At 38.0% G+C, this 14,844-nt stretch carries 11 protein-coding genes; 7 read left to right on the top strand and 4 right to left on the bottom strand.

The features are described 5' to 3' along the window. Positions 1–44: 44 nt before the first annotated feature. Positions 45–1,766 (bottom strand): hypothetical protein, encoded by a 1,722-nt coding sequence (locus tag L0951_RS00510; protein WP_234108599.1) that lies wholly within the window; start codon positions 1,764–1,766, stop codon positions 45–47. A 95-nt stretch (positions 1,767–1,861) separates the two neighbouring features. Continuing rightward, positions 1,862–2,650 carry a hypothetical protein gene (locus tag L0951_RS00505; protein WP_234108598.1) on the bottom strand — a complete coding sequence of 263 codons (789 nt, stop codon included), beginning with the start codon at positions 2,648–2,650 and terminating at the stop codon, positions 1,862–1,864. Positions 2,651–2,767: 117 nt separating this feature from the next. Here L0951_RS00505 and L0951_RS00500 point away from each other — a divergent pair, with 117 nt between their 5' ends. Beyond that, entirely contained in the window at positions 2,768–8,611 is a 5,844-nt protein-coding gene (locus L0951_RS00500; protein WP_234108596.1) for an alpha-2-macroglobulin family protein, read from the top strand. Positions 8,612–8,984: 373 nt separating this feature from the next. Here the strand turns inward: L0951_RS00500 and L0951_RS00495 are convergent, their stop codons facing one another. After that, on the bottom strand, positions 8,985–9,548 hold the full coding sequence (locus L0951_RS00495; protein ID WP_234108593.1) for a hypothetical protein: 564 nt from the start codon (positions 9,546–9,548) through the stop codon (positions 8,985–8,987). A 429-nt stretch (positions 9,549–9,977) separates the two neighbouring features. Between L0951_RS00495 and L0951_RS00490 the strand changes: the two genes are divergently transcribed. The 5 genes from L0951_RS00490 (at position 9,978) to L0951_RS00470 (ending at position 12,557) form a co-directional block, all read left to right on the top strand. After that, a complete protein-coding gene (locus tag L0951_RS00490) occupies positions 9,978–10,433 on the top strand; it encodes a DUF1569 domain-containing protein (protein WP_234108590.1) in 456 nt (151 codons plus the stop codon). 73 nt (positions 10,434–10,506) lie between these two features. After that, positions 10,507–10,977: a hypothetical protein gene (locus L0951_RS00485; RefSeq protein ID WP_234108589.1), complete on the top strand. Its 471-nt coding sequence runs from the start codon at positions 10,507–10,509 to the stop codon at positions 10,975–10,977. Between the two features lie 6 nt (positions 10,978–10,983). Beyond that, positions 10,984–11,436, top strand: a complete 453-nt coding sequence (locus tag L0951_RS00480) for a VOC family protein (protein WP_317207185.1) — start codon at positions 10,984–10,986, stop codon at positions 11,434–11,436. A gap of 12 nt (positions 11,437–11,448) precedes the next feature. Next, positions 11,449–11,910, top strand: a complete 462-nt coding sequence (locus L0951_RS00475; RefSeq protein WP_234108588.1) for a GNAT family N-acetyltransferase — start codon at positions 11,449–11,451, stop codon at positions 11,908–11,910. A gap of 200 nt (positions 11,911–12,110) precedes the next feature. Then, positions 12,111–12,557, top strand: coding sequence for a VOC family protein (locus L0951_RS00470; protein ID WP_234108587.1), 447 nt, complete (start codon positions 12,111–12,113; stop codon positions 12,555–12,557). 57 nt (positions 12,558–12,614) lie between these two features. Here L0951_RS00470 and L0951_RS00465 read toward each other — a convergent pair whose 3' ends face one another. Continuing rightward, on the bottom strand, positions 12,615–13,757 hold the full coding sequence (locus tag L0951_RS00465) for a methionine aminotransferase (RefSeq protein ID WP_234108586.1): 1,143 nt from the start codon (positions 13,755–13,757) through the stop codon (positions 12,615–12,617). A gap of 72 nt (positions 13,758–13,829) precedes the next feature. On the opposite strand from L0951_RS00465, the gene L0951_RS00460 reads away from it, so the two are divergent. Continuing rightward, positions 13,830–14,843, top strand: coding sequence for a M28 family metallopeptidase (locus L0951_RS00460; protein ID WP_234108580.1), 1,014 nt, complete (start codon positions 13,830–13,832; stop codon positions 14,841–14,843). The last annotated feature ends 1 nt before the right edge of the window (position 14,844 follow it).

Genomic DNA, 14,844 nt, shown 5'->3' with positions numbered 1-14,844 from the left:
TCCTTTTGTGGTTTTAAATTTTGATTCGTTTGACCTGCAGTCGCCTAATCCGCAAAATTCACAAATTTTGGAACTTCGGTGGAGAACGAACTCATTGGCATCATGGAATTTTGGAAATGGTTGAATTCGGATAGGGAATTGTTGCCAAACGGAACTTTCGGGTAATACATGAACGAAAGCTGGATTCGGTTAAAAACCAAGTATGGATTGTCTAAAAGAAGTCCGACTCCAAACCGGGTATGAGTGGCCGATTTGAAAAATGAATCATTGGAAGTTGAAAGCCAGCCCACCGCGGTAGAAAAGTAGGGACTGAAATGAAAATTTTTCCATGATTTGTTGATGAACATTTGGAACTGATAACGCAGCACGATTTTTTTCGTGCCGATATAATCTGGATCAAATGGCCGAAATTCACTCGGAGAGGAGAGGTTCATCCGGTTAGTGTAGGAGTTTTGGTCCTCATCATTTCCAATTGCTACGGTGGGCGAAAAAAAATGACGGATCTGAGCAAATCTCCAGTGATGAAGGTTGCTGAAATATGTGCCGTCAAACCTAAATTGGTTTTCACCACTTACACGGTTGCCGAAAAAATGGCCAAATTGAAGTTTGATGTTGTAATATCCCCAACTTTTGATTTCGCCCAAAGAAGCAGAAACTCCTAGATAAGGTTTGGTATTCCCGTTTCTCACCAGGAAACCCGAAGTGATTCCTAAGGATTTGCCATAAGAAATATCTTCCTGGAGATTGTACCTGAAGACATTTTTTTGAACTGAGAATTTTCGGTCCGTATAAACCACTGATCCCAGAAAGCTGGTAGAATTTTTAAAGAAGTTTACCGAATCAATTTGCGGACGGTCCTTGTACTGGAAATTCTGAAACCTGCCTAAAACAGCTATGTTTTTCGAGATCCTGCCGTTATCGGCATCATATATCGGAAACTGATAACCGCTCCAGAGATTTTGCCGGAACACTTTAATCTGGACTTCGGGAATGGTGGCGGTATTTTGCATCGGCAATCCCACTTTCCGCTTGAAAAACTCGAAAGTAAATCCTCCTGCCCACCGTGTCAGTGGAGAAAAGAATTCCCGGGTTGCCGTCAGATTGATCCGTTCATTTTTTTCGAAGTCCTTTTCTCCTACAATTTGTGCGTTGATAAAGCTGCCAAAAAGATTATTTGCAGTGTAGCCTCCGGAAAGATAATTCGTTTTATCTTGAAAATTTACGATATGCTCCAAATTCAGTTCATGTCCCAAACCCAAGAAATTATATTCAGAAAGTCCGCCGCCAATCTCGCTTCCAGAGAAATTTAGATGTGGAACCAAACTCCATGAATCCAACACTTTCACGTGCACATTAACTGAATCCTTCGAGGTTTTGCTGTTTTTTACATCGATGTTTACCCTATTAACAAAATACATCGAACGGAGTAAACGTTCGGATTCGTAGATTTTTTGGGTATTGAATTTTTCACCATTTTTAAACAGCAAATAGTTTTTGATGGTGGAAGCTCTGGTTTCGTAGTGCACTTTATCCGCAAGCCGGTCATACCATTTTCTGTCTTCAGCTTTCTCAAAACTGCTAACACCAAATGGATCCACCGTTTCAAAGGTGATTTTCCCGATGAATTTCCCCTGGTAGATTTTTCGCTGAAGTTCAGATTCATTTGTTTTCACCGAAACCGAATCTGCCTCCCTTCTGAAAATAAATTTGTGCAGAAATTTGGTGAACTTCCGTTTGTCAGAGAATTCCTCGATTTTGGTGTACACGGAGTCTTTTTTTTCCTGTGCTGAAAAAAAAGAAAAACCATTGATAAGGAGAACAAAAAATATTAGACTTTTAAGTTTCAATGAAGCCGTTTTTATCAATTTAATGATCCCGAAAGGTATAAAATTATAATATGAATTAAAAGTGGAAAACCGCTCAGACTTTCTACCCAAAAAGAAAAGTAAGATTCCCTGTTAGAGTTTTCGGAAAAATAAATGAGGATGAATGTAAAAACAGAAGTCATAAAAAAAGCAATTGCAAACTGCAGTTGTAAATACTCCATTGCTACCACAGTACTCACAAAAACCAAAGAATATGCCAAATATTTGGTGTTTTGAACGCCGATTAATTTTGGAAAAGTGGTGATTTCATCCTCTTTCATATCGCGGATATCGAATGGCAAAACCAGAGCGGTTACCAAAAGCAAACTGATCAGGAATATCGTAAAATGAAATTGCGGAAGGATTAACCATGAATTGATCAACGCCCATGTTAATCCAACATAGAAAACCTTTAGCAGCGGTATTTTTCGGATGAAGGATGCCAGAAAAACACTGTTGTAAAGCAAGCCTAAAGTGACAATGACCAACCATTTGAAGATCCGGATTTCATGATGATTCATGAAAATCAAAATCATCGAGATGATGCCGCAAAAAACGTTGAATATCAAAATACTGCGGAATATTTTGCGTCCTTGGTATTTGGTGTAAAGATATCCGCTAAAATAGGTGATGAAAATCAAAACAATAGTGGGGAAGCGGAACACATTTTGCTCCAACATGAAAAATACCGCCAAAAATGTTCCCATTAAAGAAACGTAAATCTGACCGTCGATAACGTATTTTTTTAGTAATTTTAATGGCTGCATTAATGCAAATTTAACCATTTTCAAAATTCAATATCACATCAGTTGTAGATATGCGCTTTATCACGCATCAAGCGAGAAACCGCCGGATTTTTAATCGCAATTGAATACCTCTCTCCCAGTTATAGAAAAATTTATATGAAAAAAACCACCTCCATTTTTACGATTTTCCTTTTGCTGATTATGTTCACGCCACTTTTTGGGCAAAAATATTACGACGATCAATGGAATAAAGTAGCCGAAAATTATAAAACCGGGAAATTCAAATCGAATCTTCCCATTATTTTAGAAATCCAGAAACAAGCCATGAAAGATGACAATGCGAATCAGCTGATACGCTCGCTGAAAGCGGAATTCAGCATTGTGAACCAAACCACAGATGATGAAAAAAACGATTCTTCGACGCAGTTTTTCACCAAACTTTCCACTTTCAGAAATCAGTTGAAAGGGGAACAAAAGTTAGTTTATGACGTTCTTTTGGGCGAATTTTTCATAGGTTATTACCGTCAAAATCAATGGGAGATCAACCAAAGAACCAATCTCAATAATCAGGATTTTGCACAGATTGAAACCTGGAGCAAACTGGATTTCAAGAATTATTTAGCCAGACATTTTTCAAATCTGGAAGTGAAGAAAGCAGATTTACAGAAGATTCAGCTGGCTAAATACAAAGCGATTTTCGAAGGTGGAGGCGATTTCGGATATTTCCCGACTTTATTTGATTGGAACGCCGTGAAGCAAACGGAGTTTTTGAAAAACGACAATTTTTTTACACCGAATGAAAGAAAAGAAAATCAGTCAAGAATCGATCAGATTTATGACGACCTAATTGCAAAAAATACAGGAAATTCTCAACTTTATTTTCAGCATCAGAAACTGAATAATCACTGTGAATTTTCCCGTTGTAAGGAGAAAATTCCTCAGCTTCAAAATCTTTATCGATCATCAACAGAAGGCGATTACAAAGTTCAAATTGCCGCTGAAATAATGGATTTGCTCACCGCAGAACAGAAAAATAGAGAAGCGATAAATTGGGCAGAAATTGCAAAAAGAGATTTCCCAAAATCCACTTTTTTGAACAACATAAAAAATAAAGAGAATGAAATAATACAGCCTGTTTTGACGATAAAATTTGAATCGCATACCCAGGCAAATCTTCCGATTCATTTGGTTGCCGAGGCGAAAAATGTGGCTCAATTTTCATTAAATATATATGAAGTAAAAGATAATGTGCTGAATTTCCTGAAATATGTTTCCAATTCTTATGATAAGAATGCTTTTTCCGCGGTGAAAAAATCTTTGGTGAGAAAGGAATCCTTTGAACTTCAGGATTTGAAAGATTATAGAAACCACACCACTTCTTTGGAGATAAAACCGCTTCCTTCCGGAATTTATTTGGCGGAATATGTGGTGGATAATTCGATTCAGAACAATTTTTATTTTATTTCTACCCATTCCAGATTGATTTACGAGAAAAAAGATGACCGCAAATCCATTGATAATCAGCTGAAAATCGTGAGCCGAGAAAACGGAATTTACATTTCGGATGAACCATTGAAAATTTTTGAATATTCCCGTGGAACTTCTATGAATACATACAATTCTGCTTCCGACAAAACGGCGAATTTTAAATTTAAAGTTTCTAAAGACAACGATTATTACCGCTATTATCTAGTTCAGCAACCGAAAACCAACGATTTTAATTTGATTCAGGTTTATGGAAATAATTATTTTGGCGAAAACAAAATTGCAGATCGTGAGCAAGCCCAGATTTACCTGGACCGAGCGATTTACCGACCTGGACAAATCGTTTACTTCAAAGTGATTGCCACTGCTTTTGGTGGAAAAACCCAAACAGAAAACGTGGTTCCAAAGTCTAAATTAAATGTAGTTCTGAATGATGTGAATGGCAAAGAAATCAGCAGACAACAATTGACAACTAATGATTTTGGTTCTGTTCATGGGAGTTTTACAATTCCACCGGGAAAATTGAATGGTCAATTTAGTATTGAAGTTGACAGCGATGATGAAAAATCGGACTTCGCCATTGAAGGAAGTAAATATTTCCAGGTTGAAGAATACAAACGACCGAAATTCGAAGTGACTTTTGAGCCGATAAAAGACGAGTACAAATACGGACAAACCATTGAAATGAAAGGAAAAGCAATCATGTTTTCCGGAGTTTCTCTAAGCAATGCAACCGTGAATTATGAGATTAAGAAACAGGATATCCGATGGAGGTATTTTTGGGGATATCCACGCTCAAATGACAACGAGAACTCGATTTTAGGTGAAGTGAAAACCAATGAAAAAGGTGAGTTCGTCATCAAAATTGATTTGGAAAAAGACGAGACTTTATCCGGAATTCAGGTGGATCAATATGAAATAAATGCTTCGGTGACCGACATCAACGGCGAAACGCAGTCTGCCACGGAAAGCGTGAGAGTCGCATCGGTTTCGCATTACATCAAAACCGACGACATTAAAGACACTTTCACGGATGAACCTTTAAAATTAAAGGTGGAAACCAAAAATTACAACGACCAGAATTTAAAGAAATTCTACCAAGTGAAATTGTCGAAACTGAGTTCCGGTGAAAGGATCTTCAGAACCAATTTTGAACGTGAAATTCAGGATTTGCCGAAATTTTCGAAAGCAGAATTTATTCAAAAATTTCCGCATGATTACTTTGACAAAAAGGAAAAAGAGGAACGGGTTGAAAAAGTCATTACGGAATCTCAGAACAATGAGGAATCTCTCGATTTAGGCAAGCTTTCCGCCGGCAGATACAGACTGGAACTCTTTAATATCGAAGGAAAAGATACGATAAGAACGGAAAAAACATTTGAAGTTTATGATAGAAAATCTTTGGCACATTCCCAGAAACCTTTCTTAAAAGTAATCCAGTCAAAAGCGGAATTTCAGCGCAATGAAAAGGCGAAAATCTATGTGTATTCCGCAGTGCCAAACGCTTTGCTGAATGTTTATCTTCAGAATGGAAAAGGTGAAACAGTGACGGAACAAAAATCGCTTAAAAACGGGGTTTTAGAATATGAAGTGGCGTTTCCGAAAGATGAAAGCATTGACCAAATCAACGTTCAGTTCCAATTAGTAGCGTTTAATGACGTGAAAACCGAATCGGTGAATCTGAAAATAGAATCTGACAAAAAACCATTGCGCATAGAAACAGTGACTTTCCGCGATAAATTGCAACCCGGCCAAAAAGAAAAATGGACGGTGAAAGTTTTAGGTGATGAAAAAGAAAAAATCAACGCCGAAGTTTTGGCGAATATGTATGACAAATCTTTGGACAATTTTGCTGTAAATCAATATTCCTGGCAAAAATTGTATCAAAAATATTTCATCATGAATTCTTATGGGATTAATGAGAATCTGGAGCAGAAATCTTACGATAAAAGAGCTGAATATTTCAATCAGAAGTGGATCAGATTTCCGCAGTTTAATTGGTTTACCGGAGGAATTTACGAAAATCGAATTATTGTTCGTGGACTTAGTTCTATGCCTTCATCAATGCCAGAAAACAAACTGGAAGGAAGAGTTGCGGGTTTGAAAATCACAAGGGATACAATTAGTAAAAGTCGAGATATTGAAGCAGTTGCAATAATTGGAGGATTAGCCAGAAAGAAAACTGAAGATTTAGAAAAAATTCCAGTACGCCAAAACCTGAACGAAACCGCGTTTTTCTACCCAAATCTTTTAACCGATAAAGAGGGAAATGTGAATTTTGAATTTACTTCTCCGGAAGCATTGACGAAATGGAAAGTGATGTTTCTGGCACACACCAAAGATGCAAGAGCTGCAGTTTTGGAAAAAGAAGTGGTTACCCAGAAAGAGTTCTCGGTAACGCCCAATTACCCGAGATTTTTGCGCGAAGGCGATGAACTGAATCTGCAGTCGAAAATTTCGAGTCTGGTGAATAAAAAACTGAATGGAGTAGCGCAACTGCAGATTTTGGATGCTTTTACCAATGACGATATTTCAGGGAAATTTAATTTAAATGATATTCAGAAAACATTTAATTTAGAAGAAAATGGAAACGCAGCAGTGAACTGGAAATTGAAAGTTCCGAATAATGTTTCTTCCATCATCCTGAAAATCGTGGCCAAAGCCGGTGATTTCTCGGATGGAGAACAAACAGCAATAGCGGTTTTACCGAACAGGATGTTGGTTACAGATGCCGTTCCGGTTTTTGTGAAGGAAGGCGAAACCAAAACCTTCGTGCTGGAAAATCTGGCGAAAAATACTTCTACCACGGCAACTAATTTTTCCAATACTTTGGAACTGACGACGAATCCGATTTGGGAAATAATCTTTGCTTTGCCAACCTTGAAAAACGACACCCATGGTTCTGCGGATGTGGTCTTCAACAAATGGTTTGCAGATGTTTTGGCATCGGAAATCTTTAAAGCGAATCCGAAACTGAAAACCGTTTTTGACGAATACCAAAGCAAAGGTTTGCTGACTTCCAATCTGGAAAAAAATCAGGAACTGAAACAACTGCTGTTGGAAGAAACGCCGTGGGTTTTGGAAAGTAAAAATGAGGAGGAGCAAATGCGCAAACTGGCGAGATTGTTTGATGCGAACACGATGCGAAATTCCATCAGCACCGACTGGGACGAGCTGAAAAAGCTGCAAAATCCGGATGGCGGATTTTCCTGGTATCAAGGTTATCCGAGTTCGTATCACACATCGCTGTATATCCTGAAAAATTTAGGCAGAATCAATAGATGGCTGAAAGGAAATTGGGCAGATGATCAAAGTTCGGAACAGAAAGACATGGTTTCTAAACTGATCAGCTATGTTGATTCAGAAGTTTACAAATACGGAGAAATTGATAAGAAATACGTAGTAAATAATTATGTTTTAGATTACCTGGATACCCGAAATTATTGGGAAAAAGAGTATCCTTTAAGACAGAAAGGAACTGCGCTCAAAAATGCAGTAATTGCTAAAGCGAAGACAGAAAAGATCACTGATTTCACGTTCTACGGACTGCACCGACTGGCGATTTTATTTGATGATTACGGATTAAAAGAGGTTTCAAAAAAATTCCTGACGTATTTGAAGGAAACCTCTACGGAAAGCAAAACTCAGGGAATGTATTGGAAACAAAACCTGGACGATTGGGGATGGTATTCTTCAAAAACCGTAAATCATGCAGGAGCTTTGGAGGCTTTTAATCAATTGACTCCTAATGAAACGGCAATGATTGAGGAAATGAAAATCTGGCTCATTACTCAGAAGGAAGTCAATTCCTGGGGAACTTCGCGCGGAACAGCGGAAGTGATTTTCACGATTTTAAATTCCGGAAAATCCTGGACTGGAAACGAAAGCGATAAAGCCGAAATTTCCTGGGGCGGAAAATCCCTGCAACCACAAACGCAAGCAACTGGGTATCTGAAACAAACTTTGAAAGAAGAAAAAATCAACAAAGATTTAGCGACAATCACCGTGAAAAAAAACAGTCCGGGAATTGTCCAGGGCGGCTTGTTCTGGCAATATTATGAGAATTTGGATAAAATAAAATCTTCTGAAAATTACATTTCAATCACCAAAGAACTGTATAAAAAAGTGAAAACCACAAACGGGGAGGAACTGATCAAAATCACCGAAAACTTCCCCTTAAAAGTGGGCGACAAAGTGACCGTGAGAATGATTCTGAATACCGATCGGAATATGGAATTCATCCATCTGAAAGATATGCGGGCAGCAGGTTTCGAACCATTGGATGTGATTTCCGGTTATCAGTGGAAAAATAACTTGGGGTATTACCAATCCACGAAAGACGCTTCCATGAATTTCTACATCCAGCAAATGCCGAAAGGAAAATATGTCTTCGAGTACGATTACATTTGCAACGCATCTGGAATATTCAGCAATGGAATTGCGATTTTGCAGAATTATTATGCTCCGCAGATGAATGCGCATACGAACGGAACAAAGGTGACGATTTCGGAGTAATTTCTTTGCCGGAGTTAAAAATAAAGAATCCGTTTCAACGAGTTTTGGAACGGATTTTTTTGTGTGGAAAGGGTTTTTAAGGAAAATGCTCAACCGTTATTAAATTGGTTGAATTTAGAACTTTCAATTTTGCTGCTATTTTTCCAGCTTCCATTTTTGAATGTCTGAAAAGTAGAAAATGAACATTTGCTAATATAACTTCGGTTTAAGATACAGAAAAGTCCGCACCAACTTTACCCCACAAAAAAACCTCTTTAAATTACTTTGAAAGAGGTGGGTTTTCATGCAGTTTGGAAATTTACTGAAAGGAAATAGTGGTTGTGCAGTGGGTACGCTTGTGGCCAGAAGTTTTCCTTTCCATAAATTATGAAAATTAAAACTTTTCGTCAGCTTCTTTTTGTGTTGAATTATACTCCATTAGTGTGGCAAATGCTTTTCTCAATCTCTCTACTAAAATTTTATCCATTTTAAATCCAAACGGAGCAGGGTAATCATTATAATTCGGACCACTAATTGATACATATTCGTCACTTTGATTATCGGGTTTTCCATTAACTGTCCAATTAACTTTAAGTAAATTTTTCCCATAAATATAAAAATCGGAAGCATATTCTTCGCTCATACCTGTAAGTTTATTCAAGTCCAAAGTATTTACATAAATTACCTCTATTCTTCCTGCTCCAAGTTGTTTAGGTACTGAAGAGGCTATTTTATAAGTTAATATTCCATTATCGTATGAAACAAACTCTCTTGGAGCGACTAGATATTCTTTCATTTTTCCTCCAATCCAGTCCATAGTTTCTTTTTTTGTTGGTTTGGTGGACTTACTTTCAGCAGTTGGTGTTGTAGAGTTTGTTGTTGCTTTTTTTTGAGCATTTAGATTCATGCTTGTAATAGTTGCTAAAATCGCAATTGCTAACTTTACTTTTTTTGTCATATTTTTTTATAATTAAATTAACGCTTACTACTGTTTTAGGGTGTCTGTTCAGCTTATTTCCCTGTTGAAAGTGAAATTGTTAATAAAATTACTGCCAACTCCCAAATATACATAATTCATCCAAACCACCAAATCACAAATCAAATTTGTTTATATGCTGATTTTTTGTCAAATAAAGCGTAATTCCTTTGTGTTTAATGAAAATACGTGTTGTGCATTTTATGCAATAATTTAAAGAATTTAAGACTTAGATGGAATTGCAGATATTGCTTCATTTTTTTTTGAAAAATTTAAAGAATAGATCTTCTGTGCCCATTTTGGTTTTTTTAAATCAGGTTTTAAAAGGTGTTGATTTCCCGGATTCTAAAAAATAAGTGGGCTTTTCATTAAAAAAACACTTAATTTTGTTTTACTTCAAAAAGTTAAACTATGGAAAATGTTTTCGATGCCAAAACCGCTCAAAACTATATCGACCGAATCAACAAGCTCACTCCCGAAACTCAAAGAAAATGGGGCAAAATGACCGTGGATCAGGTTCTGGCTCACTTGAACGTGGCCTACGAAATGATTTATGAACCCGCCAAACATCCAAAACCTGGGATGATCGCTGGATTTCTGCTGAAGAACTTTGTGAAATCCAAAACGGTGAACGAAATCCCGTACCGGCAAAATATTCCCACCGGACCTATGTTTATCATCAAAGGAAACAGGGATTTTGAGGAAGAGAAAAGACGATTGATCGGCTTTATCCAAAAAACCCAGCAGTTGGGAAGTGAAGCATTTGACGGAAAAATTTCCCACTCCTTTGGAAAACTCAGCGCAGCGGAATGGAATAATATGCTCGCAAAACATTTGAACCATCATCTTTCCCAATTCGGAGTGTAGCAAGCCCGAAATAACATCGGAAATTGATCAGAGTAATCATCTGCAACAACATATCATCTTGAAACAATAACCTATGAAAAAAATTCTGTTTCTCTTTCTAATGTTAGGAAATCTGGCATTTTCGCAGATGCCTAATATAGAGAATGTTTGGCTAAATAATTCGAAACCTTATGCCGGAACTATTGGCAACAATAAAACGGAGATGAAGATGAAAATCAATATTTCTGAGCAGGACAAAAAAAACGACCAGCAGTATTTTGTGGCGGGTTATACTTTGGTGGACCGCAATTATTCCAAATTTGAGGGGAAAATCATGATCACCAAATACAAAAACGGAACCAAGAGAAATGTGGTTTTCGGCGAATATGATTTTGCCGAAGAACCCAATGGAAAACACACCGGAACTTTGAAGGGAAAATTTATCTACACCTTCAATTGGGACCGCAAAACCGAAAAAATCGACAGCCAGTTCATTGAATTTATCGGTGATTGGACGAGTTACGATGGAAAACTGACTTACCGAACAAATCTTAAAAATGAATAAATATTAATGAACAGGATAGTTGTAGTATTACTGATGTTCAGCGCTTTCAGCTATGCTCAAAATTCGGAAACGCCAAAAAGTAACCATCTGGAATTGGGCGCTTTCTCTATGAGCTTAAAGGTTAAGGACATCAAAAAGTCTGTGGAGTTTTACCAAAAATTGGGCTTTACTTATAAAAATGGAAACATCGACCAAAAATGGGTGGTTCTAAAAAATGGAAATACCGTGATCGGATTATTTGAAGGCTTTATCGAAGGCAACACCCTTACTTTTAATCCAGGATGGGACCAGAATGCAAGGAATTTGGAACAATTCACGGACGTCCGGGAAATCCAGAAAAATTTGAAATCTGAAAATGTAAAACTGGATCGTGAAGCAGATGAAAAAACCAAAGGACCGGAGTATCTCCTGTTAAAAGATCCTGATGGAAATTCAATCCTGATTGATCAACACCGTTAAAATTTAAACCCCATGGAAATTCAAATCATAGAATTTGAACCGCAATACCGAGATGATTTCAAAATGCTGAATGTGGAATGGCTGCAAAAATATTTTGCGGTAGAACCATTTGACGAACATCAGCTTTCCAATCCGGAAACTGAGATTTTGGACAAAGGCGGAAGGATTTTCTTCGCAAAAGCCGATGACAAAATAGTGGGAACTGCATCATTGCTAAATGAACAGGGCGAATACGAAGTGGCGAAAATGGCAGTTACAGAAGACTTCAAAGGCCATGGAATCGGAAGCCTATTTATGAACCGCTGCATCGAGGAAGCTAAAAAACTGGGACTGAAAAAACTGATTTTGATTTCTAACCGAAGTTTAATCCCCGCTTTGACGATGTATGAGAAATTTGGTTTCCGCGAAGTTTCGTTGGGAGAAGTTCCCTATGAAAGAGGTAATATCAAGATGGAGCTGAATTTGAGGACATAGAACATTGAGAAAAAAGGAAAGAGCACAGACCAGAGAGGAATTTATTTTGGAGGGATTTTTAAAATTAGATGTCCGCAGATGGACCTAAAACTTCAAACTTCAAACTTTAAATCTACCTGTCGGCAGACAGGCTTCAAAAAAAATCAAATTATATCAAACAGCTTTAAACCTGAAACTTTAAACTTTAGACAAAAAATATTATGGCACAAGTAAACGCATACCTGACTTTCAACGGTAACTGTGAAGAAGCATTCAATTTCTACAAATCAGTTTTTGGCGGGGAATTCCCATATATCGGCCATTTCGGAGATATGCCACCTTCTGAGGACGGAAAACAGGTTGCAGAAGCAGACAAAGACAAAATCATGCACGTCTCACTTCCGATTTCTCAGGAAACGATTTTGATGGGTTCCGATACTGGTGGCGAATGGGCTTCAAACCATGTCGCAGGAAACAATATTTCCCTTTCGGTGAACACAGATTCCAAAGAGGAAGCAGATCGGATTTTTAATGGACTTTCGGCAGGAGGAAAAATTACGATGCCTTTGGCAGAAACATTCTGGGGCGCGTATTTTGGAATGTGGACCGATAAATTCGGCATCCACTGGATGGTGAACTACGACGATCCTGAGAAAATGCAGCATTAAAATTTTAGACCAAAATAAAAATTCCGTTCAAATCAAAGTGCGGAATTTTTTCTGGATTTACTTAAAGAAGTCCTTCAGTTTTTCTGCAGCCCGCAAAACCGTTTCTTCCTTTTTGGCGAAGCAAAAACGCACGGATTTGGTATCATTCACATTCTGAAAAAATGCTGAAACCGGAATGGAAGTCACTTTCGCGTTTTCGGTAAGCCAGACCGCAAAATCTTTGTCGGCTAATTCTGAAATGTTTTCAAATCCGAGAATCTGGAAATAGCCCGCTTCTGCTTTTTGGCGGACGGTAAACGGTAAACCATTAAAGGCTTCCAAAAAGAAATCCCTCTTTTGCTGCAAAAGTTTCCGGTTTTCTTCCACATCGAAAACTTCCAAATAGTTCGCCAAAGCTTGTTGAGCAGGGGAATTTACGCTGAAACCCAGATATTGGTGAATGCGCCGGTAAGCTGCGGTGAGTTCTTCCGACCCTAAAACGTAGCCGATTTTCCATCCGGTTGCGTGAAACATTTTCCCAAAAGAAAAGATGGACAGACTTTGATCTTTGAGTTTGGGATGATTAAACGCGCTGTAAAATTCATGACCGTCATAGGTCAGCAAATCGTAAACTTCATCGGAAATCAAAATTATTTGGCTTCCTTCGATGAGTGCGGCCAATCTATGGAAATCTTCTTCCTTTAAAACTTTTCCCGAAGGATTATGTGGAGAATTTATGATAATCGCCCTTGTTCGGTGATTGATGGAATTTTTTAATGCTTCAAAATCAATCTCAAAATCTTCGGTCATGCCCACAAAAACTGGAGTTCCGCCATTGATTTCAATTGAGGGAACGTAAGAATCATAACACGGTTCCAAAACGATGACTTCATCGCCAAACTGAAGAATCGCCGCCAATGCTGTGAAAATTCCATAACTCGCACCCGGCGAAATGGTAATATTTTCTTTGGCCAAAGTAATTGGAAACTTTCTTTTTGCATTGAATTCGATGAGGTTTTCTACCAGTAACGGATTTCCGGACATCGGTGCATATTGGTTGAAATCTTGTTGGGTGGCATTTGCTAAAAATGATTTTAAACGCCCATCAATTTCGAAATCCGGAAATCCCTGCGAAAGGTTGACCGCAAAATTTTTTAGCGCTAAAGCCGTCATTTCCGAAAAAATGGTCAGATCGGAACCCGAATGTTTTCTTTTAATCATAGTCAAATTTAGCGATAAATGTTCAGACTTTTGTTAAATAAAATTCCTATTTTTAGCCACCAAAATAATGATATGAAGAAGTTTTTGATTCCGATTTTTTCGGCTATTTTAATGACAAGTTGTGCCACAAACCTTACTTACAGTGGCTCCACTTTTAAAAATTCCTATAACTCCATTACGGCAAACGAGTTGAAAACCCATCTGTACATTGTGGCTTCCGATGAAATGCAGGGAAGAGACACCGGAAGTGAAGGCCAGAAAAAAGCGGGGAAATACCTGATTTCGCAGTATGAAAAAATGGGGATCTCACATCCGAAAACCATGAGTTCCTTTTATCAGACGGTGCCGAAAGAAGCATTGAAAAGCAGGAGGGGAGATTTGCCCGAATCCGAAAACATTCTGGCATTCATCGAAGGAACTGAAAAGCCGGATGAGATTATCGTGATTTCAGCACATTATGACCACGTGGGAATGAAAGATGGCGTAATCTATAATGGTGCGGACGACGACGGCAGTGGAACGGTGGCCTTGCTGGAAATTGCAGAAGCATTTCAAATGGCGAAAAAAAAGGGAAATTCCCCAAAACGTTCTGTGTTGTTTCTTCATGTAACTGGCGAAGAACACGGACTTCTGGGCTCAAAATATTATTCAGAAAATCCAGTTTTTCCATTGGCCAATACCGTTGCCAATTTGAATATCGATATGATCGGGAGATGTGACAAAGATAATTGCGGAAAAGATTATGTGTACGTAATCGGTTCGGAAATGCTTTCTTCGGAACTGAAAAAAATCAACGAGAAAGCCAACTCTTCCAACACGAAAATGGAGTTGAACTACAAATATGACGATCCAAAAGATCCGCAAAGATTATACTACCGTTCGGATCATTACAATTTTGCAAAAAACAATATTCCGGTCGCTTTTTATTTTGACGGAATCCACGAAGATTACCATCAACCTACTGATGATCCTGAAAAAATCGATTATGAACTTCTGAAAAAAAGAGCTCAATTGGTTTTCTCCACTGCTTGGGAACTGGCAAACCGTGACGCAAGAATTATAGTGGACGGAAAAAATATAAGGTAGT

It is taken from the genome of Chryseobacterium sp. R2A-55 (assembly GCF_021401085.1).
Classification (GTDB): domain Bacteria; phylum Bacteroidota; class Bacteroidia; order Flavobacteriales; family Weeksellaceae; genus Kaistella.
This window is presented reverse-complemented; position numbering and strand designations above follow the sequence as displayed.

What these genes read in the sequence shown, in the direction of transcription:
- L0951_RS00475 (WP_234108588.1), top strand. Translation starts at nt 11,449, where the DNA reads ATGGAAATTCAAATCATAGAATTTGAACCGCAATACCGAGATGATTTC.
- L0951_RS00485 (WP_234108589.1), top strand. Translation starts at nt 10,507, where the DNA reads ATGAAAAAAATTCTGTTTCTCTTTCTAATGTTAGGAAATCTGGCATTT.
- L0951_RS00465 (WP_234108586.1), bottom strand. Translation starts at nt 13,757, where the DNA reads ATGATTAAAAGAAAACATTCGGGTTCCGATCTGACCATTTTTTCGGAA.
- L0951_RS00505 (WP_234108598.1), bottom strand. Translation starts at nt 2,650, where the DNA reads ATGGTTAAATTTGCATTAATGCAGCCATTAAAATTACTAAAAAAATAC.
- L0951_RS00495 (WP_234108593.1), bottom strand. Translation starts at nt 9,548, where the DNA reads ATGACAAAAAAAGTAAAGTTAGCAATTGCGATTTTAGCAACTATTACA.
- L0951_RS00460 (WP_234108580.1), top strand. Translation starts at nt 13,830, where the DNA reads ATGAAGAAGTTTTTGATTCCGATTTTTTCGGCTATTTTAATGACAAGT.
- L0951_RS00500 (WP_234108596.1), top strand. Translation starts at nt 2,768, where the DNA reads ATGAAAAAAACCACCTCCATTTTTACGATTTTCCTTTTGCTGATTATG.
- L0951_RS00480 (WP_317207185.1), top strand. Translation starts at nt 10,984, where the DNA reads ATGAACAGGATAGTTGTAGTATTACTGATGTTCAGCGCTTTCAGCTAT.
- L0951_RS00490 (WP_234108590.1), top strand. Translation starts at nt 9,978, where the DNA reads ATGGAAAATGTTTTCGATGCCAAAACCGCTCAAAACTATATCGACCGA.
- L0951_RS00470 (WP_234108587.1), top strand. Translation starts at nt 12,111, where the DNA reads ATGGCACAAGTAAACGCATACCTGACTTTCAACGGTAACTGTGAAGAA.